Here is a 20507-nt window from a genome sequence, read left to right as displayed (position 1 = left end):
CGTGGCCTGGCACTGGGAAGGAGAGCCGGCCTGACCCACTTCCTCCGGGGCGAGTAATTCGGCGCCACCGAGCTGTTACCGGCCGGCTGGAGTGGTGGGCCGCGCCTGTGCGATCAAGAGGGCGACGTCGTCGTGGTCGTCGGGGTCTCTCAGTGCGTTCAGGAGCCATTGTCCGGTGGATTCAAGCGGGTGTTGCTCTTCGAGGATCTCAAGCAATGTCTTGAGACGCTCGTCGATGGGGTGGTGGCGGGTTTCGACGAGGCCGTCGGTGTAGAGGACGAGGCGGTCGCCATGGGTGAGGGCGAATGACGTGGTGCGGAAGTGGTCTTCGCCGACGCCGAGGGGGACGCCGGTGGGCAGGCTCAGCAGTTGCGGATGGTGCCCGCTGGGAATGAGGACGGGCGGCATGTGCCCGGCGTTGGCGATGTGGCACTCATGCCGGTGGGGGTTGTAGACGAGGTACAGGCACGTGGCGATGTAGTGCTCGAGCCCGCGTGTGATCTTGTCGAGGTGCCGGAGCACCTCGTCGGGGGCGAGGTCGAGGTCGGCGTAGGCGCACGTGGCGGTGCGCAGGCGTCCCATGGCCGCGGCGGCGTCGATGCCGTTGCCCATCACATCGCCGACCACGAGAGCGGTCCGGTCGCCGGCCAGGGGTATGACGTCGTACCAGTCGCCTCCGACCTCGCTGGAGGCTTGAGCGGGCTGGTAGCACGCGTCGACCTCCAGGCCGGTCAGCCGGGGAGGGGGGCCTGGCAGCAGGCTGCGCTGGAGGCTCTCGGCGGAGTTGCGCACGCTTTCGTGCCAGCGGGCGTTGTCGATGGCGACCGCTGCCCGGGCGGCGAGTTCCCCGGCAAGGATCACGTCGTCCTCGTCGAAGGGGAGGGGGTTGCGTGCACGCAGCAGATCGAATGCGCCCAGGACCTCGTTGCGGGCTATCAAGGGGACCGCAAGGTAGGAGTGGACACCTGTCCGGGCGAGGGTGGCCGCGGCTTCGTGGTCGCGCGCGATCCGCAGAAGATCATCTTTACTGGTGTGGGCCACAACGATGGGCTGTCCGGCGTGGACACACTGAGTGACCAGTCTGTTGGCGCCGTAGGCGGCGATGTGCCCGACCTCATCTGCGGCCGAGGTGGCCTCGGTGGGGTAGGCGGAGGCAACGGCGATAGCGCGGAACAGTTCAGCGCCTTCATGAGAGCCTCCCGTCCGGCGGAAGGCCAGGACGGCGTCGAGGAGGTCCACCGCCGCGACATCGGCGAGATCGCCAACCGCGACCTTGGCTAGCTCATGGGCGGTCCGCGCCACGTCCAGGCTGGTTCCCACACGTGAGGAGGCGTCGGCGATGGTGGCCAGACGGCGCCGTGCCCGGTCGGCCTCGGCGGCGGCTCGATGGCGTTCGCTGACATCGATGACCGAGTTCGCCACGCCGATCACCCGCCCGCCGGGCCCGTCGATGCGGTAGTACGACACAGACCAGGCATGATCGTTGTCGGGATCGGCGGCGGTACGGCCGACGTGGTACTGGTCGATCAACGCAGTGCCAGTAATCAATACCTGCCGCAATGCGGACTCGATGGTGTCGACGTCCAGCAGTGCATGAACTTCCCGCGGCCTACGGCCGATGTGGTCCGCTGCCGCGACACCATTCATACGTTCCAGCGCAGGATTGACGAAAAGGTAGCGCAGGTCGGCGTCCAGGAGCGCGATGCCGACGGGGGACTGCGACACCAGATGGTCGGACAGCGCCAGCTGAGTCTCGACCTGCTGCAGCATGCTCTGATCGGCAGCGATACCCAGTGCGTACACGTCACCGCGATCGTCCAGCAGCCGCATATTCCGGAACTCCACCAGGCGGACGCTGCCGTCCTTGTGCCGGATGGGGAAGGCCCCGGCCCAGCTCGCCCCCGTGCCCATCACCTCGGCGAACAGCTTGATCACCAGTTCACGGTGCTCCTCCTGGACCAGGAGGTCGGCTGCGTACCGGCCCAGAGCCTCGGTGGCGGAGTATCCGAATACCTCGCTTGCCTGAGGGCTCCAGAACACGATTCGTCCGCCATCGTCCAGCACGACCGCAGACACACTGAGCAGATCGAGGAGCTCTCCCGGAGGCACAGGCCATGCATCGCGCGCCGGCATCTCGCCCCGGGGTGATTCGCCTGAACTCATCTCGTCAGCTCCCTCTCTCATGGCCCGAGAGCTGTCACATCCATCGTGCCGCTGGGCCCACTGGTTGACGACCCAGGGGCGCGCGTGCCGGGCCTAGATGCTCCGACGCGCGGAACGTGGAGCGGGTCGCTCCTGCTCCACCGACTTGTGAGGTCAGCCGATTGCGCGACGTGTGCATCTGCCAGCCCAGGTTTCAGCGACGGACGATGGGAGCCAGAGCCCCCTCGACCCTCCACTCCCCCCGGGTCGGGCGGGGCTCGCGAACGCAGTGCCTGAGGGCGCCACGTGCGCGAGCCCCGCCGCGAAGGGGGCACCATGTGTCGGGCAAGGCCAACGCGAGCAGCGCCAGAGACCGTATGGTGATGACGGCCCACCGCTGCAGGATACTGATCGGCTCGAACCGTCGGCTGCTGCCGGCGCCCGGTCCGGCGAGGCTTATTTGCTTCGCCAGGGCATCGAGATCCCGCAAAGCACAGCCCCTTGTGACCTGGGTAGCCAGGCAAGCTGGGAGGCTCACCCCAGCGGGTTACCTGAGACCCACGAGGACCATGGCAGCGATGATGGCGGCTGAGGCGAGTCCTAGCAGCGCGTAACGGACTTGTAGGCCGGAGTGGGGCCGCGGGGGCTTGGAGTCGAGGCTGCAGGCACACAATGCGGAACAGTAGTCCGGGGAGTCGAGCCAGTACGCGCTGGTGAGCTGGACGTGCTGGGGATGCGGCGCACCGTGCGGGTTCATATCCAACTAACGCCGGAGGCACCTCATGAGCCACGCCTCGGTCAACCTTGCAGTAGGCCAGCCACCTATTGGGCTGATTATCGGCCTACCCGCGGCGTGTCCTGGCGGGGATGACCAGGGCACCGAGGCAAGGTCGGGGAAGACCGCGGCGCAGGGGGTTCAACATGAACCGGCCGGACATCTTGGGATCAGCGAACCACTTGTCGAAGCTCGACGGGCATCCCATCGCGTAACGGACGCTCTGCGCCTGCGGTCCCTCGAGCTACGGACCCCAGGGCACAGTTAGGGCCCGTCGTTTGGATCATCTGGTATTTGGCCAAGGCTGCTGACCGCGGAGTCGATCCCGGTGCCGATTGTGGCGTACGCGTCGGCGCGGAGGACCTCCGCAAGGGCTCAGTGGACCATCTCGATGTGGGGGTGGGACAGGTCGGCCGGGCAGGCGTGGAGCTGGAGGTTGTTGCCGCCAGCGATGTCGATCAAGGCGAAGTTGCCGTGCCGGGCACCCAGGGGAGGCGGGGCCGGGCTCGGCGGTTCCTCCTCGGCAATCCAAGACTTGCTGCTGCCGTCCCATTCCGAGGAGGCGACGGTGAGGAGCGGGACCGTCTCGGTGCCGCACTCGGGGCAGGAGCGGTCGACGGGGTCGGTGACGGCCCAGGTGGTCCAGCCGCCGGTCTTCCAGCCGGGGGCGGTGGAGAGGTTGCCCAGGTAGAGCTCGCCGAGATCGTCCGTGTACGTGTTGTACTGCGCGGGGTCGATCGTCTCCCAGCGGCTCTCGTCGTCCAGTTGGTCCCGAAGTCTCCGAGGCATCTGCACACCAACAGCACTTGTGCAGCGACGCTGAGACTCACTGCTCAGGCACTCACTCTTTCAGGTTACGAAAGTGGAGGCTCACCCGCCCGCTTTCCGAAGGCAGGCATCTTGCGGTACTGGTCACTGCCGGGGCGGGGTACGGCATTGGTCGGTTCGCCTGTCATCGTCAACGTTTGTCGTTCCGGCGGCGAAATGGTGGAAGCCCGCCCGTGGATCACTGGACCGGTCGATCTGCTGGGTTCGGCCGCTCCGTGGCGGACGTTCCGCTGGGCGGCAGCCGCTGTGTGATCAGGTCGAACAAGTCCGTCAGTGGCTTACCGACGTCCTGGCCGAACTCGGTCAGCCCGTAGGTGACCTGGGGCGGCGTCGTCGGCTCGACCTCCCGCCAGACCAGGCCGTCCTGGACCAGTGCGCGCAGTGTCTGAGCGAGCATCTTCTCGCTGATGCCCTGGATGCTGTCGCGCAGCTCGTAAAACCGAAGGTCGTTGCTCCGCAAGGAGATCAGCACCCAGATACCCCACCTGCTGGTCACGTGGTCGACCACGTCGCGCGCAGGGCAGTCGGTGTGAAACACCTCATACCGATGGCCCGCCTCGGCCTGCGTCAGCTGCGCGCCTTCCCTCATGTCCGGAGCTTACCTCTGGGTATGTTCTTACGAAAAGTAAGCCCGACTCCTAACGTCAATTGCCGCAGTGCACAACGGACTAGGAGCTGAACATGATCGTAGTGACCGGGGCTACCGGGAATGTGGGCCGGCCTTTGACACAGGCCCTGGCCGAGGCGGGCGAGCAGGTGACGGCGGTGTCGCGGCACGCGGCGGCGGTGCCGGACGGGGTACGGCACGTGCCGGCTGACTTGGCCGACCCGACGGGCCTCACCCCCGCGTTGGACGGGGCGAAGGCGCTGTTCCTCCTGCTCTCCGGCGACCTGCACGCCGCCGAAGCCAGGCCGACCGACATCATCGACCTGGCCGCGGCCAGCGGGGTCCGCCGGGTCGTCCTGCTGTCTTCGCAGGGCGTGGCGACCAGGCCGCTCGGCCCGTCGCGGATCGCGATGCGCGCGGTGGAGGACGCGTTGAGAGAGTCCGGCCTGGACTGGGCCGTCCTGCGACCGGGCGGCTTCGCCTCCAACGCCTTCGCCTGGGCGGAGTCCGTCCGCACGCAAGGGACGGTCGCCGCGCCCTTCGGCGATGTCGGCGTTCCGATCGTCGACCCGGCGGACATCGCCGAAGTCGCGGCTGCCTGCCTGCTGGACGACCGGCACGCCGGCGGAGTCCTCGAACTGACCGGGCCCGAGGTGATCACCCCGCGTCAGCAGGCGCAGGCGATCGCCGCCGCGCTCGGCTCGCCAGTGCGGTTCCACGAACTCACCCGTGAGGAGGCCAAGGCCGCGATGACCCGGTTCGTGCCGCCGGAACTCGCCGACGACACCCTGGACATCATCGCCGCCCCGAACCTCGCCGAACTGCGGATCAGCCCGGACGTGGAACGAGTCCTCGGCCGCGCCCCGCGCCCCTTCAACGACTGGGTCGCCCGTAGCATCGCCGCTTTTCGCTGAGGCACAACTCAGCTGAAGCGCCCGGGCAGCCCCGTGCGACTACGGCCGCACGGGGTAGGCACAGGCTGAGCCTCCTGGAGCCGGGCTATGTCCGGGCGGCGCGTACGAGCTGGTCGTACTCCAGGTCGGACCGGGTCATGGCCTCGATGGAAAGGTCGACGCCGTCCAGCTGATTTCTGAGGGCGACGAACACCGCGGCGTGCGCTGCCCCCTGCTCGGGGCTGATGCCTTGGGGCGACCAGGAGATCAGGACGATGGCCGCTCTGCGACTGCCGTCCCGGTCGGCGAAGTGCAGTTCATAGGCCACGAGGCGTGGATCGGAGGGCAGGGCTTTGAGGAGTTCGTCGTGGGTGAGGTTCCCCTCGAAGTCCACGATGAGAGTGTCCAGGTTGTCGTTGAGCCGATAGAGCACGGTGGTGATGTGCCGGCTGGTTTTGAGTTCGTTGAAGGCGTCGATGCAGCGGTCTTCCACTGAGATAGCACTGGTCACGATGACACCTTCCGATCACGGGGACGTTCGGACAGCTCAACGAACCCTTGGCTGGGAGGTTGTGGATAGGGGCCGTTCACAGCACCACGGTCCTAGGCTAGCTAGCGCGATGGTCGGCGTAGGGGGGTGACTGCCTGTGCTTCGTGCTGGGAGTGACCAGCCAGGCCCGCGACGACATCGCTCTAGTCGTCATTCGCCTGTGACGCTGCGAGATCCGAGGTGCGACGCCGGTGCAGCTCAGAGCCATCGGTGGCTTTCTGTGCGAGCGGCGCACAACGGCCGCATCGCCGTCGTGCACGGTGGCAGCCGCTCCTGCTGTCCCTGCGCTGTTGCGAAGGGAAGCGGCCCCGGGTTGGAATCAAGTGTGAGGCTCTTCGGCGGTGCCGTGTCGGCTGGTCTTCCCGCTCCGGGCACAGGGTCCGGCCACAAGGGGCTCAAGAACGATGCCCTGGGCATGTTCTCCTCGGTCATCATGGGCCTGGCCTCCACCGCCCCGGCGTACAGCCTCGCCGCCACGCTGGGCATCATCGTGGCCGGAGTCGGATTGCAGGCTCCGATCGTCACCATGCTGGCTTTCGTCCCGATGCTGCTGGTCGCGTACGCCTTCCGGGAGCTCAACGCGAGCAACGCCGACTGCGGGACCACCTTCACCTGGGCCACCCGCGCCTTCGGACCGCGCACCGGCTGGATGGGCGGCTGGGGTCTCATCGTCGCCAACATCATCGTCATGGCTAGCCTCGCGCAGATCGCCGCTGCCTACGGCTTCCGGTTGATGGGCCTGGACGCACTGGCGGAAAACCGGCTGTGGACCACCGCGGCAGGCGTCGTCTGGATCGCCGTGCTGACAGTGATCTGCTACGTCGGCATCTCGTTCTCGGCGGCTGTACAGCGCTGGCTACTGTGCCTGGAAGTGGTGATGCTGATCCTGCTTGCCGTCGCCGCGCTGGTCAGGGTGTACACCAGCCCTCCGCCGACGGCGATCCATGTGTCCGCCTCCTGGTTCAACCCCTTCGCGGTGCCCTCGGTGACGGCCATGACCTCGGGCATCCTCGCGGGGGTCTTCATCTACTGGGGCTGGGACACCGCGTTCTCGGTCAACGAGGAAACCGTCGACAGCACGCGCATCCCGGGCCGTGCCGCGGTCTTGTCCACCGTGCTGCTCCTGGTCATGTACGGGCTGGTGTCCACGTCTGCGCAGGCGTTCGCGGGAGTCGGCACCTCGGGCATCGGACTCGGCAACGCGGACAACGCGGACGATGTGTTCTCCGGGCTGGGTGAAGCCGTGTTCGGGAGCCACGGCACGGGGCTGTTCCTGTCGAGACTGCTGATCCTGATGGTGCTGACCTCCGCGTTGGCCTCCGTCCAGACCACCATCCTGCCCCTTGCCAGGACCGTCTTCTCCATGGCGGTCCACAAGGCCCTCCCCTCTCGGTTCGCCCGGGTCCACCGCAGGTTTCTCACCCCCACCTGGGGGACCATCGGCATGGGAGCGGCCTCGATCGCCCTGTTCGTCCTGCTGACCTCGCTCAGCCAGAACGTCCTGGCCGACTCGATCGACGCGGTCGGTCTCGCGATCGCGTTCCAGTACGGACTGACCGGCTTCGCCTGCGTCTGGTACCACCGCAAGATCCTCACCCGCAGCGTCAAGGACCTGGTCTTCAAGGGCGTGCTACCGGGGCTCGGCGCGCTGTTCATGCTCCTGCTGTTCCTCTACGCCACCTTCGTCGTCTACGCGGATCCCCGGTACGGCACGACCGCCGTCGACCTGCCGCTGATCGGCAGGACGGGCGGGGCCACCGTCCTGGGCCTGGGCGCCCTGCTGATCGGTTTCCTGCTGATGCCGGTGGTCACCCGTGGCCACAGCGTGGCCCTCAAGCTCCAGCGGAGCCTGCTTCCACGCAGCCTGCCGCCGCACGCCGCCGTCGACTCGGCGAGCCGCTACCTGCCCGCCGACAGCGGGTCCGGGGTGGGCGGCGACTGGTACGACATCATCCCTCTCTCCGGTACCCGGGTCGGCCTGGTCGTCGGGGATGTGCTCGGTCACGGCATGCACGCCGCGGCCACCGCGGGACGCCTGCGCACGGGGGTGCGCGTCCTGGCCCGGCTGGACCTGAGCCCGGACGAGCTGCTGTCCCGCCTGGACGACCTGGTCGAGCAGACCACGCACGAGGGCGAAACCGGCCGCGGCCCGGGCCACCTGAAAGCGCACGCCGACGCGGCTCTGGGCGTGAGCTGCCTGTACGCGGTGTACGACCCCGTCTCGGGGGAGTGCAGCATGGCGCGAGCCGGAGAGCCGGTGCTGGCGCTCGTCGAACCGCACACGGGCGTCGTCGACTATCCCCAGCTGCCGCCAGGACCGCCGCTGGGAATCGGCGGCCCGCCCTACCAGAGCACGGAACTGGAGCTCGCGCCGGGCACTCTCGTCGCCCTCTTCACGGACGGCCTCCTCCAGGCGGCCGACGACCGCGAAGCCGGGCTCACGCAGCTCTCACAGGTCCTCTCCGACGACCGAAGATCCCTGGAAGAGCTGTGCGACCGGGCGGTGGCCACCATGCTGCCCGGGGCGGTGGACGTGGACGCGACGATGCTCCTGGTCCGCACGCGCCTGCTCGCCCGGAATCGGTTCGCCCAATGGGCACTGGCCCCGGACCCGGCGGCCGTGGCCACCATCCGCTCCGCCGTCGGGAAGCAGCTCGGCGACTGGGGGCTGGACGACGTGGCGTTCACCACGGAGCTCATCGTCAGCGAACTGGTCACCAACGCCATCCGCTACGCAGGTGGCGGCCCGATCCAGGTGCGCCTGATCCGCGACCGGACCCTCACCTGCGAGGTGTCCGACACCGGCCACACCGCGCCCAATCTGCGGCACGCCGCGAGCGACGACGAGGGAGGCCGGGGCCTGTTCATCATCGCCCAGATGACCCACCACTGGGGCACGCGCTACACGTCCACCGGCAAGACCATCTGGACCGAGCAGGACCTGCCGCAGCCGGACCGCCAGTAGCACCGAGGGGGTACAGATGGGCTTCTTGATCGGCGTCGTGCTGGTCGTCATCCTCGTTCCGTTGGGCGCGTTCATTGCCCGCTGGTTGGAGGACTTTGGAAAAGAGGCACGAGGCAGGAGATTCGTCATTGGGGGGTACTGGACAGCATGGGCCGTAGTGATCGGGTTGATCGTCAGATGCTGGTGAAGTCCGTACAGACTGGGTACGACCGTGCGGCGCCGCCGCAGCCCTAGTTCACGATCTTGAAACCGTCGTGGCGCGAGTCACCGTGGGTTCAAATCCCACACCCACCGCAGATGAACGGCCCCTGACCAGGTAACTCGATCAGGGCCGTTCACGTGAGCGTTGTCCGCCAGCGACCGCTGTTCCCCGCCGCTTCCCGACCGACCGGGCACGGGAGGGGCACGCCGACTGGCCGTCTCTAGACGGCGAGCAGCCCGGCGACCAGCAGAGCCGCCACCGCAGAGAAGACCCGCAGCCTCCTCCAGCCCGGTCCCGAAGCCTGGCGGGTCAGCTCCCAGATGCCTACCAGACCGCCACCTAGGCCCAGCGCATCCCGCAACAGGAAGACGGCGGTGTGCACAGAGAGCCTCCAGTAGCCTTCGAACGGACTGGAAGGCTATCCCTGGTGGCTGCATCTCCGGAAGAAGTCCATGGTCCGGCTTACGTACGCCCGGCTGGCGGGGCCAAACAGGATTTGAACCCGTGGCCTCATCCTTATCAGGTCGACAACGGGGAGCTTGGAGGTCGGTCTGGCGATTCCATGGCCTTCTCCAGATCGGGGAGGCGTTCGGGATGGTGGTAGTTGGCGAAGACCTGCGTCGTCAACGCCCCGGGTTTCGCCGTCCCGGATGCGGTGCGCGACCTCGGGCGGCGAGAGGATCGCGCGCGCTCGTGGCGCCCCGTCTCCCCAGCCTTGCGCGGCCGCAAGGCCGGCGACCACGGAGCCGATGACTTCCTGGATCTCCTCCTCGACGCGGCCCTCCATCGACAGCGGATTCCACGCGGCGACCATCGCGCCCGGCTTCTTCACGCTCAGGTCGATCAGCTGCACACGGTCGATGACCTCCGGATGCGTCAGATACGGCAACGCTCGCTTGATCGCCGCGCCGTATGGGTCGAGGAACCAGGCCCCGAACCCGCCGTAGGCGAGCGTGATGGCCTGCAGCAGCGCCAACTCGCTTTTACCGAACCGGACTTGCCGAACGACGCACCGAACAGCACCGCGGCCTGAGGCAGGCACGCGAGCCTGGTGCGGCCGTCAGCCTCGGTGACCCGGCCCAAAGGCACCACCCCGGGCTGACCGCTCCAGGTCGGCAGCGCGCGCGGCGCCGGCGCGAGCGTGCCGCCGGTGCGCACCACGTTCTGCGCTGTGCAGTTCACGGTCGCCGGCCGTAGCAGCGCCGCCAACTCCTCAGAAGTGACCCACTGCCGGCGCGCCGGGGCGAACTCGCCGGTGGCGTAGCGGCGATCGAAGGATCGGCGCCGCCACCACACGCTGCCGTACGGACGCCACCCCATACGTCGCGGCCCGACGGGCCGCCACCAGTTCTCCCCGGACCAGGCATCCATGACCGCCATCACCTGGTGCAGGCGGGCCTGCGCCCGAGCCGGATGCGTGCCGGTCACCCGCACCAGCACCTGCACCGCGAAGACCTGCGCATCCGTGGCCGGCAGGAACTTGCCCACCCCGTCGGCCAGGTCCTTCTGCCGCGGCAACGACTTGGAGGCACGGGTCGAGGAGAGCGGTTTGCCGGCGTTGAGTCCCTCGACCAGCGTCAACACCAACGACGATCCGCTGCGCCGGCCCGAGCCGAGCATCTCGCCGTATGCCGACGGGCCACGCTGCTCGGCGCGACGAACCAGGCGACGCCGCCACGCGGCCACCCGCCAGCTCGCCACCGGCACCACGTCGACGACCAGCTCGGCCTGTTCACCGCGCTCGGCATCGACCTGCGCACAGGCGTCCGCGAGCACCTGCAGCGGGTCCGGGTCCAGCGCGGCCGGGGTGAGACGCTTGTGGTCGGGGCGCGCCAGGACCAACTCGGCGCGCGCCACATACAAGGCGTCGGACTCGTGGGGCGCCGCCTGTCCGCCGGCCTTGGCCAGGGATACGCGCTGGGGAGCTGCTGCAGGCCGGGGCAGGGGAGGAGCTCCCTCGAACGTGATGCGCTCTACGGGGTCGCGCCCGCGACGGCCTTGATGGCTGCGGACCTGGACGTTCGGCAGAGACGGCAGCCGCATCAGCGCGGCCGACGTCGCCGGACCCTCCACCTGCAGCGACAGCTGACCTGCCCGTTGCTGCCATGCCGCAGACGCATCCCCTGCGCGCGTCGCGGCGTCCACTGGGCGGTCTGCGAGGCGCGGGCCAGCCGCGCCGCGTGCGGGGCCATGTCCGGCGCGGACGGATCAAATCCCTGAGACGGCACGAGGTCGACGATCGCCCGCTCCTTGAGCAGCCGGCGCGCCCGTGCCCGCCACCAGCCGGAGCCCGCACCCGCCACCATCGCGCCGACACCGCCAACCCAGGCCACTTCACGCAACAGCCAACCCCAGGGCACGTCAGCGGGAACGACGAACGAGAACACGGAAGAGACGATGTCGCCCATCAGCAGCTGCCCTGCGACAGGCGAAACTGAGGCGCACGGCGCCCCTCCCACCCCGCGCCGCCGACGAACACCCGGTGTGCCACCGCACGCCACAGGCGCCGCACGGTCAGGCCGCCGAGCCCCATCATCAGGAGCGGGACCCACGGCCAGCCGCGATGCTCCGCCGCCGCGCGTGCCGCGGAACCCCCTATGAGCGGCAGATTCTTCAGATCGCCACCCCACCACCAGCCGTGCACGCAGCCCACGGCGAAGACGATCGCGATCAGCCAGCCGCACAACTCCACGAGCAAGATGACTGCTGCATCTCGCGGCGACTCCGTCAGTGTGATCTTCACCGGACACTCCCGTCAGGAGGGGCGGCCTTGCGCCGCCCACCTGAACCCCCAAGGAGCACCAGCCCGAAGAACGTGACGGGCCGCCGTCGATTTTCTGCAGAAAACTTGAGCGCAGGCCATGCCCGCCCGACACCACTGCGCAGTGCCAGCACATGCCGATGGAGCGAGGCCGCATGACGCGGGGGAACAAGATCACCTTGGCCTGCGCCGGCCCGAAAGGGCGGCCCTGAGCACACCGTCCCACTCACCGCGACGCCAGTCAGCGGCCGTCACTCTCCGGGACCACGAACGGCGGCCCACCACCAGGACACAGGCGCATGAACACAGGTGGATGTTCTGACTTATTGCACAATCTCCTCATGCAGCCGCTGCCGGTTCCTTGCCCCGCCCACCTCATCCCAGACGCCAGCGGCACCGATGCCTTCCACAAGGCATACCGGCAGGCCATGGCTGACCACGCCGTGTTCGTCGCCATCGAATCCGACGGTCCACGATGGACCGTGAAGGCGGACACGCTCACCGCCGGCCCCGGACACTCCGTCGACGACACCGTGAACGACGCCATTCGGGCCGCGATCACCCGCATGGTCCACGCCCGCGAGGTCGGCGCGGATGCATACACAGGACCGATCTATTTCATGATGCACAGCGTGTCGAGCGAAGAGCGGGCCCGCGAGATCGCGGCCGCACTCCATGCCGCCCTGCACGAAGACCTGGAACCTCTGCACCACGCCGTCCCTCCCACGTCCAACTGAACACGAGAGACCGCCGGCACAAACCGGGAACCCACGCACGAAAAGCACAGCTCAACGGCTGGCTCCGCGATGGACCACGCGCCCGGCTTGTCGCTCTGCACCGTGTTCGGGCTTAGAAATAGGCACTCTGGTTTCGTAGGTGAGAGTGGGCAACGTTTTTCGATGGGTTTTGGCAGCGTTTCGCGATCAACGAGCCCGAGAATGTCGATGAGAAGTAGCACCGCCTGTTGCAAGGTGGATCATGCTAACGAGGGTCCGGTGGTGGAGCTGCTCGCTGGCCTGTGCGCGATGCGCGCCGCAGGTGGTGGTGCCTACCTGGCCGTCGTGCCAGCCGCGCGTCTCGAGGGAGTCTGGCGCCGTGGAAATCCCGTTGCCGGAACAGCAGCATCTTCGATCGAATGCCTCCATGATTCATGACGTCCCGGCGGACCATGTGGAGCAGAACCGACGCTTTTGGGATGACGAGGCGGCTGCGTGGCACGGGCCGCTCGCCCGTGATCACTGGGCGCAGGTGGAACCGTCCTGGGGATTGTGGTCCACCCCTGAGTCGCAGGTTTCCTTGCTTCCCGACGGCATCGACGGGATGCGCGCCATTGAGTTGGGCTGCGGTACTGCCTACGTTTCCGCTTGGCTGGCCAGAGCAGGAGCCCACCCAGTTGGGATCGATCTCTCGGAGAAGCAGCTCGCCACTGCTCGCGCGATGCAGGCGGAGTTCGGCATCGACTTCCCCCTTGTCCTGGGCAATGCCGAGAAGGTGCCCTACGAGGACAACACGTTCGGCCTGGCGATCAGCGAGTACGGCGCCTCGCTGTGGTGCGACCCCTACCAATGGATCCCAGAGGCAGCCCGGCTTCTCGTTCCAGGAGGCCGGCTGGTGTTCTCGCGCTACTCACCGCTGTTCGCTCTCTGTGTACCGCCCGAGGGACCGGCATCCACCACTCTGTCCCGCGGCCAATTCGGTTTGACGCGGTTGGACTGGGGGAATCGCGTGGAGTTCGTCCTGCCGCACGGTGAGATGCTCCGTCTGCTGCGGGCGTGCGGCTTCGTCGTTGAAGATCTGATTGAGATTCAGGCACCCCAGTCTGCGCGGGACTACTCAGAGGTTTCCGCCGCCTGGGCCCAGCAATGGCCCAGCGATGAGATCTGGAAAGCTCGGCTGGCAGGCTGACAGCTCCGCGGGCACCGTGTATCGGCCTCACGCATCCCGCGGAGCACCTCGATGCTCCGACCACAAGCCCTCAGACGTTGCTAAAACTCACAGACATCGCCCTACGGGCAAACGAGGCGTTCTCGGCCCTGAGCGACAAGTGGTGTCGGATCCCGTCGACAAAACCAGGCACTCAGTCTTTGTAGGTGACGTGGACGTGGTCGTAGTGTCCGCCGGTGACCGTGTGCGGATTGTTCAGCCCGTGGTCGTACGGTGGTCCCCAACCACCTTCGTCTCGTGAGTGGTTGACGCTCCAGATGCGGCCCTGCCAGATCACGTACTGCACGTGCAGGGCGCCGGCGTTCTTGCGCAGCCATGCGGCCAGGGCCCAGCCCTGGGCGAGAGCCGTCCCGGAGGCGCGGGTGCCGAGTGTGCCGGGGGTGTAGTCGCAGGCCCGGCCGAGCGGGTGCTCGCCGCCTTCCGCACGCGGGGTCTGGCAGTCGATCCCGCCGTGCCAGCGCGGCCACTTCGTCAGAATCTCCTGGTATCCGTGGGCCGTCGCGCCGGTCAGGCAGCGCCCGCCGGTCGGGTCGGCGTACGAGCAGGCCGTCGCCCCGCCCTGATACGGAGTCGGGGGACCGGGCAGGGACACCGATACGGGCACGGGGCCGTTGCTGCCGGTATTGCCGAGAACGTCGCCGGCCTGGTCGTACTGGTGCACGTACTGCAGGACTTCGTCCGCGTACCAGCCGGCATGGTTGTAGCGCAGGGCGGCCTTGCGCAGCTGGGCGTCGTCGCTCAGGTCGCTGTGCCCGGTGCCGCACAGGTAGACGGCGGCGCCGAGCGCCGCGTCGAACGCGTTGTGCGGGTTCTTGATGCCATCGCCGTTGCCGTCCTGGCCGGTGGGCCCGTTCCAGGTGGAGGGCAGGAACTGCATCGGGCCCACGGCGCGGTCGTAAGAGGTGTCGTTGTCCCACTTGCCACCGTCGGTGTCGGCCACCCTGCTCCTGTTGCCGCCGGCGCCGGAGCCGTCGAGGCGGGCGCCGATGATGCGCGGGGTGATCGTCCCGTCGTCTGCGATGCGGCGGCCTGCGGCGTGATGGGACTCCACCCGCCCGAACCCGGACAGCACCGACCAGCGCATGCCTTTGCACTTCGGGCGCAGCGTGAGGGTGCGGGAGGCCGCGTTCGCGTACGCGGACAGCATCACCGGCCCGATCCCCTTCACCGAGGCCGGCGCATTTTGCGCGCCTTCGGCCAGGTAGGCGGCCTGGCGCCTCTGTTCGTCCTGGTCGGCGGCCACCGCCCCGGTGAGGGCTACGAAAGCACCGACACAGATCAGCAGCGGCATGACGACGGCGCCCGCGCCGAGCGCGAGCCATCCCTTCTTTGGCACGGCGTTCTCCGGAGTGCCGGCGCGGGCCGTGCTGTATGCGGCCGGGGCCGGGCGGTGGCCGTGGAGGACGGAGCCTGCGCACTGGGCGCGGGCCCGTGCGCACGCGTCGTGTCCGTACTCATCCGGTACAGCCGCTGGCGCAGGGCTTGCTGCTGGGAGGACACGGCCGGCTGCGCCATCGGCCGGGCAGCGCGGCGCGGCGGCCGGGTCCGCTCCGGCGCCGATGCCGGAGCGGCTGCTGGCCTGTGCGCGGCGGGGGCTGGGACGAGCGGCCGGTTGATGACGCGCGGCGGGGTGCGCGGGTGCGGGCGGGGCGGCAGCCCGCGGTGCATGCGGATCTTGTTGCTGGCCCAGCGGCCGCCGACGTTGTTCCAGTACGTCTGGGAGAAGTCGCGGACGGCGGGCAGTTGACGGGTCACGGGCTGGGTGAGCCGGGAGCGCAACTGGGCGGCAGAGCGCGCCAGGTTGCCCGGGGCGGCCTTGACCGCCGTACTCGCGGCGCGGGCGGCCTGCGGGAGGTAGACGGGAGCGCCGAGGGTGTACTTGAGGCCGAACTTGCCCGCCCCGTAAGCGGCTTTCGCACTCCCCGTGACGGCCTTCGTGGCGCCCTTGGCCATGGCGGTGGTGCCGCGCACGGCCATGCGGGCGCCGAGCCGTCCGGCCAGTGACGTGGACCCGCGCCCGCCCAGCGACATCAGAGAGCGAGCGCCCACGCCGCCGGCGGCTGCTCCGCCGGTCGCGGCGATCGCGCCGACCATCAGCGCGGTGGTGGCCAGGGTCGCGGCCAGCGACCGCTTGCGGCCTGCGTCCTGGTTCATCACCGCGGGGGCGCTGCCCCCGAGCGGGCTGCCCGCCAGGCGGGTGCGGGCCGACCTCCGTGTCAGGGCCGATGTCGTCGGGGTCGTGGCTGCCCACCAGTACGCCGGCGTTGTGCTTGCGGCCATCTCGTACGAGCTCCAGGAGCAGGTCCAGGCCCTCGGGCGCGGAGGTGAGCCACCAGCACTCGTCCCACACGACCTGGCAGAACTCCGCTTCGTGGCGGGGGTCGAAGGCGATGTGCCGGCAGATCGCCGCGATCAGATACAGGGCGGCGCGCCCGAACACCTTCTCCGGGCTGAGCCGCTCGAAATGGCCCGGCTCCAGCTCCCACTTCTTGGGCAGCGCCAGCTGCGCGACGGAGAAAACGACGGAGTCGGCGTCGGTGTCGATGACCGGCAGGCTCTCGTCGAAGACGGCACGCGCGATGTCGCGGCGGGCGTGCATGTTCAGCTTGCGGGCCAACGAGCGGCAGGTCGGGTCGTCGTCGCGCACCCCGCGCTCGGTCAGGTGCGCCATCAGGGCGCGCATGCTCGGCTTGGTGCTCGCCAGGACGTGCGCGACGGCCTCGGACAGGACATCGCCTGCCTCGTCCATCGACTGGATGCCCAGCAGCATGCGTCGTCCTGCCCGCCTCTGCCCACGACAACGCTGCCGGCATCGCCCTGCTGGACGGTGTCGCCGGGCAGTGCGACACGGTGAAGAAGGCCCTGGTCGACCAGGGCTTCAAGAAGAAGGTCGTCGAGCACGGCAAGAACTACGGCATCGACGTGGAGATCGTCGAGCGCAACCCGGACGACAAGGGCTTCGTCCCGCAGGTCAAGCGGTGGATCGTGGAGCAGACGAACGGGATCTTGATGTTCTACCGCCGCCTCGTGCGCGATTACGAACATCGGCCCGCCTCCTCCCGCTCCCGCGTCCTGTGGGCGATGACCTCCGTCATGAGCCGCCGCCTCACCGGACACACCATCGCTTCCTGGAGGACCGCATGAGCGAGAATCCACAGGTCAAAGCCATCCTGGAACACATTGAGACCCGCGAACGCGAACTCGCCGCCCACGCCGAGCAGTTGAGGGTCCGCATCGAAGAACTCACCCAGCAGCTCGGCGAGACCGACGCGGAGAGCGAGAACCTGCGCATCACCCGCAAGACCCTCCTCACGCTCCCGCTGCCTTCACCCGCCGCCGAGCCCGAGCGCCCCGACATCCCGGACCACCCCGCCTACCGGCAGATCCTCACCGCCCTGACCGACGCGGGCCGGCCCAAGAGTCCGGTCGGCCAGCTCGCGGGGCGTGAGCATGTACTAGTAGGACTCCGTTACGTCTTCCTCTCGGTCGTGTTCGGGAGCATGTTGGAGGGGTGGACGCACATGAAGTGAACCGTGCTCGGGCCAAGTTGGCGTTATTCGTGGCTGACGTGTTCGCGTCGGTGCCGCGCAAGGATCAGCGGGCGAAGGGTGACTGCTATCTGCGGGGACTGATGCTGGACGGGCGCCGCAAGTCCGTTCAGGCCATGGCGGAGCGGCTGCCGGACGGCAATGAGCAGAACCTGCAGCAGTTCGTGAACCAGTCGACCTGGGATCCGGGGCTGGTGCGGCGGCGGATTGCGGAGCGGATGGTGCCGCAGATCGGCCCGGACGCGTGGGCGGTCGATGACGTGTCGTTTCCCAAGGACGGGAAGATGTCGGTCGCCGTCGCGCCTCAGTACTGCGGAGCTTTGGGCAAGCAGGCCAACTGCCAGGTCGCGGTGAGTGTGCATGCTGTCTCCGACACCGCGTCCTGTCCGTTGCAGTGGCGGTTGTTCGTGCCCCAGGAGTGGGCGGACGATGCCGTCCGTCGGCGCAAGACGGGGGTCCCTGAGGAGATCGGGCACCGGGAGAAGTGGCGCCTGGCGTTGGACACCCTTGATGAGCTGGCCGGATGGGGCCTCGTTCCGCCGGTGCTGGTGGCCGACGCCGGGTACGGGCAGAACGCCGACTTCCGCGACGGGCTGGAGCGTCGGAGCATCGGCTACGTGGTGGCGGTCCGCTCGGATGTGACCGTCCACCCGCATGATGCGGTGCCCACTGCCCCGCCCTGGTCGGGCAACGGCCGCAAGCCCCAACCCCGCTACCGCGACACCCCGTCCTCGGTGGCCGCGCTCGCGGCCGGCCACGGTCGGCAGGCCTTCACCGAGGTGACCTGGCGGGCAGGCTCCCGCGGACCGATGCACTCGCACTTCCTGACACTGCGAGTGCGGCCAGCCGGGACCAAATCTCGCCGCCTCGCCCAGGCCGCCGCCCCAGACCCAGACAGCTGGGACGGTGTCCTGCCCGACGTCATGCTGCTGGTCGAATGGCCCGCCGGCGCCGAAGCACCCACCGACTACTGGCTGTCCAACCTGCCCGCCGATACCCCGCTGGCCGAACTGGTCCGCCTCGCCAAGATCCGCTGGCGCATCGAGCACGACTACCGGGAACTCAAACACGGCCTCGGCCTGGACCACTTCGAGGGACGCTCCTGGATGGGCTGGCACCACCACGTCACCCTGGTCACCGCCGCCCACGCGTTCCTCACCGAACAGCGCCTTGCCCCAAAAGCCGGTACAGCGGACTCACCCTCTACCAGATCCTCGACACCATCCAAGACCTGCTGAACTGCTGGACCGGGACCTGCACCACCTGCCACCGCCCCCTGCCCAGAACATCCCCCATCAGCCAGAACCCAAGAACCAGAGCGACCTAACGGAGTCCTACTAGTCGGGCTCGGGGTCGAAGTACAGTTCTTCGGCTCGGGTCGGCTTCACTGCCGGCCCCGTGAATCGTCCATCAGGGACGGGAAGTTGAGGCCCTTAGCGGTGTTCGCGGTGTGCGCCTCGTCGAGGATGTTGAGGTAGTCGATCCCCGGTCGGCGGCGCCGACTCGGCCGGCGTCTTCGGGCTCGCTCTGGGGTGGGCATGACGGCCGACGTGGTGCGGGACCGCCTTGCCCAGGGCCTTGCCGGAGGCCCTCACCTCGATGTCGGTCAGGTCGAACGGATCGAAGACCAGCTCGATTCTCATCCCGGTCAGCGATTGACGGACCCCTCGCCGTGCGGTGTCTGCCGCCTTGCGAGCGGGCCGGCGCCGGTAGAGCCGAGAGCCGCTTGGTCCCGTCGACCCTGAAGGTCAGGGTCCATGCCCGGCGTGGGCGTCGGTGTCCGCTGTGGCGGCCAGGGTGCTCCAGCCGTCGATGGGGATGGTTCCACGCCGGTAGCCTGCCTCGTCGAGCAGATGGCCGCTGAGTTTGATTGGCCACAAGGCCACCGCCCGGTCGCCGATGGTGCTGCCGGGTGCCTGTGTGGTGACGCGGGTTTCGAGTCGCTGGATCTCGTTGACCGAGCGGACCCATGCGACGACGAGCAGGTTGTGGCGCCCGGTGATGGCGGCGCACAGGCGTACGTCCAACATGCCGGCGATGCGGCGGGCCGCGTCGTCGACGCTGTCGGAGGGGACCTGCGCCCACAAAACGGCTGCGACCGGCCGCTGGGACAGGGGACGCGCGGTCTCGCAGCGGAGGTGCACGGCGCCCGCATCGAGCAGGTGCCTGGTGCGTCGGCGGATCGTGTCGACTCCGGTGCCGCAGGTCTCGGCGAGTGCTGTGTAGGGGGCGCGCCCGTCCTCGGACAGTGCCACCATGATGCGGCGATCCAGGTCGGTCAGTGGGCCTCCGGTGCGGCCGACCGGCGGCCGACGTTCCGTCAGCCGTGCTACCTGGTCGGCGCTGAGCGCGCGCAGCCGCCACCGGCTGCCCTCGGTGTAGATCGCCCCGGCCACATGGGTCCGGCTCGCGGTGACGCCGGGCAGCGAGCTCAAGGAGCGGGTCACCCAGCGGGACAGCGAGGCGAGGTCCGGGCGCATAACAGTGAGCAGCAGGTCCCGGTCCCCGGTGACGTGCTCGACGGTGGTGACCATCGGCTGCCGGCTGAGCCGGTCGGCGACCTCGAGGACTCGGCCGCCCGCGCAGTCGACTTCGACGAAGGCGAGACAGCCCTGCCCGGACTCGGCCAGGGCGGGACCCGGGTAGCAGCTGATCCACGTGGCGCCGCGGTCGGTGAGCCGCTTCCAGCGGCGGGCGAGGGTGACCGCATCGTGGTCGAGCACGCTCGCCAGGCGGGACCACGTCGCGCGGGGGCTGATCTGCAGAGCGTGGACGAGCACCGAGTCCGCCTCGTCCAGCTGGCCGGAATCCTTCATCTGATCGAGGCTATCGCGATTTTCCGGCGCTTTCTGGCCAGCCATGGCGTGGGGCCTTCACGCTCGGGCCACTGCACGCGAACAGCGGGCGGCTTGACCGTGTCGGGAAGGTGTAAAGAACATGTCGGTACTGGCGGAAGCCGAGGAACTGCGGGACGAGCTGGTGGCCCTGCGGCGCGCCCTGCACCGGGAGCCCGAGCTGGGGCTTGACCTGCCGCGCACGCAGGAGAAGGTGCTCGCGGCGCTGGACGGGTTGCCGTTGGAGATCACCACGGCAAGGGCCTGACGTCGGTGACGGCGGTGCTGCGCGGGTCGCGTCCCGGAGGAGCCGTGCTGCTGCGCGGTGACATGGACGCCCTGCCGGTGCAGGAGGCGTCCGGGGTGGTCTACGCCTCCGAGGTGCCAGGCCGGATGCACGCCTGCGGGCACGATCTGCACACGGCCGGACTGGTCGGCGCCGCGCGCCTGTTGAGCGC

18 protein-coding genes and 3 pseudogenes are annotated in these 20507 nt (G+C 68.7%); 8 read left to right on the top strand and 13 right to left on the bottom strand.

The genetic code is table 11. The features are described from left to right. Positions 1 to 75: 75 nt before the first annotated feature. The 3 genes from ACY0PA_RS02635 to ACY0PA_RS02625 form a co-directional block, all read right to left on the bottom strand. Complete coding sequence (locus ACY0PA_RS02635; RefSeq protein ID WP_473083131.1) at positions 76 to 2163, bottom strand: SpoIIE family protein phosphatase; 2088 nt, start codon at positions 2161 to 2163, stop codon at positions 76 to 78. Between the two features lie 1129 nt (positions 2164 to 3292). Beyond that, positions 3293 to 3706: a hypothetical protein gene (locus ACY0PA_RS02630; RefSeq protein ID WP_473083130.1), complete on the bottom strand. Its 414-nt coding sequence runs from the start codon at positions 3704 to 3706 to the stop codon at positions 3293 to 3295. A gap of 217 nt (positions 3707 to 3923) precedes the next feature. Next, entirely contained in the window at positions 3924 to 4334 is a 411-nt protein-coding gene (locus ACY0PA_RS02625) for a winged helix-turn-helix transcriptional regulator (protein ID WP_473083129.1), read from the bottom strand. A gap of 92 nt (positions 4335 to 4426) precedes the next feature. Between ACY0PA_RS02625 and ACY0PA_RS02620 the strand changes: the two genes are divergently transcribed. Further along, positions 4427 to 5266, top strand: a complete 840-nt coding sequence (locus tag ACY0PA_RS02620; RefSeq protein WP_473083128.1) for an SDR family oxidoreductase — start codon at positions 4427 to 4429, stop codon at positions 5264 to 5266. A gap of 85 nt (positions 5267 to 5351) precedes the next feature. Here ACY0PA_RS02620 and ACY0PA_RS02615 read toward each other — a convergent pair whose 3' ends face one another. Beyond that, positions 5352 to 5756 carry an actin depolymerization factor/cofilin- and gelsolin-like domain-containing protein gene (locus tag ACY0PA_RS02615; protein WP_473083127.1) on the bottom strand — a complete coding sequence of 135 codons (405 nt, stop codon included), beginning with the start codon at positions 5754 to 5756 and terminating at the stop codon, positions 5352 to 5354. A 454-nt stretch (positions 5757 to 6210) separates the two neighbouring features. Here ACY0PA_RS02615 and ACY0PA_RS02610 point away from each other — a divergent pair, with 454 nt between their 5' ends. Further along, the gene (locus ACY0PA_RS02610) at positions 6211 to 8760 is read left to right on the top strand and encodes an amino acid permease (protein WP_473086216.1); all 2550 of its coding nucleotides are present in this window, start codon (positions 6211 to 6213) and stop codon (positions 8758 to 8760) included. A gap of 620 nt (positions 8761 to 9380) precedes the next feature. Here ACY0PA_RS02610 and ACY0PA_RS02605 read toward each other — a convergent pair. The 4 genes from ACY0PA_RS02605 to ACY0PA_RS02590 all read right to left on the bottom strand — a co-directional run bounded on the left by ACY0PA_RS02605 (position 9381) and on the right by ACY0PA_RS02590 (position 11705). Beyond that, entirely contained in the window at positions 9381 to 9815 is a 435-nt protein-coding gene (locus ACY0PA_RS02605; RefSeq protein ID WP_473083126.1) for a hypothetical protein, read from the bottom strand. 23 nt (positions 9816 to 9838) lie between these two features. Further along, positions 9839 to 10819, bottom strand: coding sequence for a hypothetical protein (locus tag ACY0PA_RS02600; RefSeq protein WP_473083125.1), 981 nt, complete (start codon positions 10817 to 10819; stop codon positions 9839 to 9841). A gap of 185 nt (positions 10820 to 11004) precedes the next feature. Next, positions 11005 to 11370: a hypothetical protein gene (locus ACY0PA_RS02595; RefSeq protein WP_473083124.1), complete on the bottom strand. Its 366-nt coding sequence runs from the start codon at positions 11368 to 11370 to the stop codon at positions 11005 to 11007. Next, entirely contained in the window at positions 11370 to 11705 is a 336-nt protein-coding gene (locus ACY0PA_RS02590; protein WP_473083123.1) for a hypothetical protein, read from the bottom strand. The genes ACY0PA_RS02595 and ACY0PA_RS02590 overlap by 1 nt, the downstream gene beginning before the upstream one ends. Before the next feature lie 359 nt (positions 11706 to 12064). On the opposite strand from ACY0PA_RS02590, the gene ACY0PA_RS02585 reads away from it, so the two are divergent. Continuing rightward, entirely contained in the window at positions 12065 to 12460 is a 396-nt protein-coding gene (locus tag ACY0PA_RS02585) for a hypothetical protein (protein WP_473083122.1), read from the top strand. Positions 12461 to 12818: 358 nt separating this feature from the next. Next, on the top strand, positions 12819 to 13628 hold the full coding sequence (locus ACY0PA_RS02580; RefSeq protein ID WP_473083121.1) for a class I SAM-dependent methyltransferase: 810 nt from the start codon (positions 12819 to 12821) through the stop codon (positions 13626 to 13628). A 172-nt stretch (positions 13629 to 13800) separates the two neighbouring features. Here ACY0PA_RS02580 and ACY0PA_RS02575 read toward each other — a convergent pair whose 3' ends face one another. From ACY0PA_RS02575 to ACY0PA_RS02565, 3 genes and pseudogenes are all read right to left on the bottom strand, one after another. Next, positions 13801 to 15003, bottom strand: a complete 1203-nt coding sequence (locus ACY0PA_RS02575) for a lytic transglycosylase domain-containing protein (protein ID WP_473086215.1) — start codon at positions 15001 to 15003, stop codon at positions 13801 to 13803. Continuing rightward, on the bottom strand, positions 14946 to 15947 hold the full coding sequence (locus ACY0PA_RS02570; RefSeq protein ID WP_473086642.1) for a hypothetical protein: 1002 nt from the start codon (positions 15945 to 15947) through the stop codon (positions 14946 to 14948). Before ACY0PA_RS02570 ends, ACY0PA_RS02575 begins: the two co-directional genes overlap by 58 nt. Continuing rightward, positions 15940 to 16416: pseudogene (locus ACY0PA_RS02565) on the bottom strand (ATP-binding protein); the annotation flags it as partial. The gene ACY0PA_RS02570 and the pseudogene ACY0PA_RS02565, both read right to left, overlap by 8 nt. A 5-nt stretch (positions 16417 to 16421) precedes the next feature. Here ACY0PA_RS02565 and ACY0PA_RS02560 point away from each other — a divergent pair. From ACY0PA_RS02560 to ACY0PA_RS02550, 3 genes and pseudogenes are all read left to right on the top strand, one after another. Then, positions 16422 to 16811 (top strand): annotated as a pseudogene (locus ACY0PA_RS02560) (transposase family protein); the annotation flags it as partial. Further along, complete coding sequence (locus ACY0PA_RS02555; RefSeq protein ID WP_473083120.1) at positions 16808 to 17197, top strand: hypothetical protein; 390 nt, start codon at positions 16808 to 16810, stop codon at positions 17195 to 17197. The pseudogene ACY0PA_RS02560 and the gene ACY0PA_RS02555, both read left to right, overlap by 4 nt. Continuing rightward, positions 17179 to 18453: an IS701 family transposase gene (locus ACY0PA_RS02550; protein WP_473083066.1), complete on the top strand. Its 1275-nt coding sequence runs from the start codon at positions 17179 to 17181 to the stop codon at positions 18451 to 18453. Before ACY0PA_RS02555 ends, ACY0PA_RS02550 begins: the two co-directional genes overlap by 19 nt. A gap of 195 nt (positions 18454 to 18648) precedes the next feature. On the opposite strand, the gene ACY0PA_RS02545 is transcribed toward ACY0PA_RS02550, so the two are convergent. Both ACY0PA_RS02545 and ACY0PA_RS02540 read right to left on the bottom strand, forming a co-directional pair. Then, a complete protein-coding gene (locus ACY0PA_RS02545) occupies positions 18649 to 18858 on the bottom strand; it encodes a hypothetical protein (protein ID WP_473083119.1) in 210 nt (69 codons plus the stop codon). 105 nt (positions 18859 to 18963) lie between these two features. After that, positions 18964 to 20031, bottom strand: a complete 1068-nt coding sequence (locus tag ACY0PA_RS02540) for an Lrp/AsnC family transcriptional regulator (protein ID WP_473083118.1) — start codon at positions 20029 to 20031, stop codon at positions 18964 to 18966. 348 nt (positions 20032 to 20379) lie between these two features. On the opposite strand from ACY0PA_RS02540, the pseudogene ACY0PA_RS02535 reads away from it, so the two are divergent. Then, a pseudogene (locus ACY0PA_RS02535) lies at positions 20380 to 20460 on the top strand (hypothetical protein); the annotation flags it as partial. Positions 20461 to 20507 lie beyond the last annotated feature (47 nt).

The organism is Streptomyces sp. DS1-CR2 (genome assembly GCF_055760475.1).
The sequence above is the reverse complement of the archived record's forward strand: the minus strand, read 5'-3'. Positions and strand labels throughout refer to the sequence as shown.